This is a genomic window from Sphingomonas sp. NFX23 (assembly GCF_049887795.1).
Taxonomy (GTDB): Bacteria; Pseudomonadota; Alphaproteobacteria; order Sphingomonadales; family Sphingomonadaceae; genus Sphingomonas.
In genome coordinates, this window is record NZ_JAGEKH010000014.1 from 1 (window position 1) to 3,585 (window position 3,585).

The 3,585-nt window shown below is 54.2% G+C and carries 2 tRNA genes and 1 rRNA gene; all 3 read right to left on the reverse strand.

Going from position 1 to position 3,585, the window contains the following annotated elements:
• Positions 1-121: 121 nt before the first annotated feature.
• Positions 122-2,917 (reverse strand): 23S ribosomal RNA (locus tag J4O76_RS23290).
• 461 nt (positions 2,918-3,378) lie between these two features.
• Positions 3,379-3,454, reverse strand: a tRNA-Ala gene (locus J4O76_RS23295).
• A 15-nt stretch (positions 3,455-3,469) separates the two neighbouring features.
• A tRNA-Ile gene (locus tag J4O76_RS23300) sits at positions 3,470-3,546 on the reverse strand.
• Positions 3,547-3,585 lie beyond the last annotated feature (39 nt).

The following is a 3,585-nucleotide window of genomic DNA, read 5'->3' on the forward strand; positions in this document are numbered from 1 at the left end:
TAGTGGTATTTGTAACCAATCCCTCGACGGCGAGGGGATTGGCAATCTGGCGTCGTCTTAATCATCCGCACTATCGAATGGCTAGCTGGTTGCCCAGTGTTGTCATTGATGGTGTGAGACTCTCAAGCGCGAATAGAGCAATTAGTATCGGTTAGCTCCATGCGTTACCGCACTTCTACATCCGATCTATCAACGTCGTGGTCTCCGACGGCTCTATGAAATCTTATCTCGAGGGAGGCTTCCCGCTTAGATGCTTTCAGCGGTTATCCCGTCCATACATAGCTACCCAGCTGCGCTCCTGGCGGAACGACTGGTACACCAGAGGTATGTTCAACCCGGTCCTCTCGTACTAGGGTCAACTCCTCTCAAATTTCGACGCCCACGGCAGATAGGGACCAAACTGTCTCGCGACGTTCTGAACCCAGCTCACGTACCACTTTAATTGGCGAACAGCCAAACCCTTGGGACCTGCTCCAGCCCCAGGATGTGATGAGCCGACATCGAGGTGCCAAACAACCCCGTCGATATGAGCTCTTGGGGGTTATCAGCCTGTTATCCCCGGCGTACCTTTTATCCGTTGAGCGATGGCCCTTCCACGAGGGACCACCGGATCACTATGACCGACTTTCGTCTCTGCTCGACTTGTCAGTCTCGCAGTCAGGCGGGCTTATGCCATTGCACTCTAACAGACGGTTTCCGACCGTCCTGAGCCCACCATTGCGCGCCTCCGTTACTCTTTAGGAGGCGACCGCCCCAGTCAAACTACCCGCCACAGAGGGTCCCTGTTCCGGCTTACGGAACGAGGTTAGACATCAGAAACAAACAGGGTGGTATTTCACCTATGGCTCCACATCAGCTGGCGCCGATGCTTCAAAGCCTCCCACCTATGCTACACAGTTTCTTCCTAATGCCACTCTGAAGCTGCAGTAAAGGTGCACGGGGTCTTTCCGTCTAACCGCGGGTACTCCGCATCTTCACGGAGAATTCAATTTCGCTGAGCATGTCCTGGAGACAGTGGGGAAGTCGTTACGCCATTCGTGCAGGTCGGAACTTACCCGACAAGGAATTTCGCTACCTTAGGACCGTTATAGTTACGGCCGCCGTTTACCTGGGCTTCATTTCAGAGCTTGCACCCCTCCACTTAACCTTCAGGCACCGGGCAGGCGTCAGGCCCTATACGTCGTCTTGAAGCCGACTTAGCAGAGCCCTGTGTTTTTGCTAAACAGTCGCTACCCCCTGGCCTGTGCCCCCTCAAAGTGCTTGCGCATAGTGAGGGCCTCCTTCTTCCGAAGGTACGGAGGCAATTTGCCGAGTTCCTTCAGGACACTTCTCTCAAGCGCCTTGGTATACTCTACCTGACCACCTGTGTCGGTTTCGGGTACGGTCTATACGGTGGGGCTATTTCCTGGAACCATTTCGAAGCCATCCCAATCCGATAAGGGATGACAACACACATGATCCGTCACACACCACCAGGCCCACGAATATTAACGTGGTTCCCATCGACTACCCCCTTCGGGCTCGTCTTAGGGGCCGGCTCACCCTGCGCGGATTAGCCTTGCGCAGGAACCCTTGGTCTTTCGGCGAGAGGGCATCTCACCCTCTTTATCGCTACTCATGTCTGCATTCGCACTTCCGATACCTCCACGACCCATTACCAGATCGCTTCACAGGCTTACGGAACGCTCCGCTACCGCGTACCACATAAGTGGCACACCCTAAGCTTCGGCACGTATCTTGAGCCCCGTTACATCTTCGCCGCAGGACCTCTTGTTTAGACCAGTGAGCTGTTACGCTTTCTTTAAAGGATGGCTGCTTCTAAGCCAACCTCCTGGTTGTTTTGGAAGTCCCACATGCTTTCCCACTTAGATACGATTTGGGGGCCTTAGCTGTAGGTCAGGGCTGTTTCCCTTTTGACGACGGACCTTAGCACCCGCCGTCTGTCTCCCGCATATCACTCTTAGGTATTCGGAGTTTGGTTAGGTTTGGTAGATCTCGCGACCCCCTAGCCCATCCAGTGCTCTACCCCCTAAGGTGTTCGTGCGAGGCACTACCTCAATAGTTTTCGCGGAGAACCAGCTATTTCCCGGCTTGATTGGCCTTTCACCCCTAAACACAACTCATCCGGTAACTTTTCAACGTTAATCGGTTCGGACCTCCAGTGCATGTTACTGCACCTTCATCCTGGTCATGCCTAGATCGCCGGGTTTCGGGTCTAATACATCAAACTCTGGCGCCCTATTCAGACTCGCTTTCGCTGCGCCTACACCTATCGGCTTAAGCTTGCTTGATACATTAAGTCACAGACCCATTATGCAAGAGGTACGCTGTCAGGCCATAAAAGCCCTCCAACTGCTTGTAGGCAATCCGTTTCAGGTACTGTTTCACTCCCCTCATCGGGGTGCTTTTCACCTTTCCCTCACGGTACTAGTTCGCTATCGGTCACATACGAGTATTTAGGCTTGGAGGGTGGTCCCCCCATGTTCAGACAGAATTTCACGTGTTCCGCCCTACTCGAGTCCTGAATTCTCACTTTCGTATACGGGGCTGTCACCCGCTATGGCGTCACTTTCCAGAGACTTCTACTAGTTGAAATTCAGGCACTGGCCTGGTCCGCGTTCGCTCGCCACTACTAACGGAATCTCGGTTGATGTCTTTTCCTCCAGCTACTGAGATGTTTCAGTTCGCCGGGTTCGCTTCACGAAGCCTATGTATTCAGCTAAGTGATACCTAACCTAATTAACTCGACCTGTGCGTTACCGCGCAGGTAGAATTAATCGGGATAGGTGGGTTTCCCCATTCGGAAATCGTCGGGTCAAAGCTTGCTCACAGCTCACCGACGCTTATCGCAGCGTGCCACGTCCTTCATCGCCTGTATGTGCCAAGGCATCCACGAATTGCCCTTACCTCACGCTTGAGAGTCCACACCACCAACGACATCACTGGGTGTCCTTTCGGATCACCAACTCGGCAGAGCAGTGCGCGTTGGCCTTTGTCAGGTGCGGATGATTATAATCTCAGCCAGATTATTTAGTATGATGATGTCGATATCTGGAGCCTCGAACCGCTCGTCCAATCCGCTGCACGCCGAAGCGCTCACGAACCGCCGAAGCAATCCTCGTCTCCAAAATCGAGCACCTCACGGCATCGATTTTAAAAAACCCATTCACAATGTCAAATACGACGGGCGTACCCGTCAATCACCGTGCTCTCGCACGGCGAACCGTTTCTCTTCATCTCTAGGTTGTGGCTGATGGTGCGTTACTCGCGAGCCCGTCAGTCGCAGCGAAGCCGCGCCCTGTGGGCGCGCTTCTCTGCGCTGGCCGTTCTTGGGGACGTGCGCGGCAGCTTTGCTGCCTCGTCTCGTCTCCTGCGAAATGGTGGAGCCTATCGGGATCGAACCGATGACCTGATGCTTGCAAAGCAACCGCTCTCCCAGCTGAGCTAAGGCCCCAAACGCACTTGTGTGTGGTGGGCCTAGGTGGATTCGAACCACCGACCTCACCCTTATCAGGGGTGCGCTCTAACCAACTGAGCTACAGGCCCACACCCGCTGCGCCCGTCAGACGCAGCAGAACTGCGCCT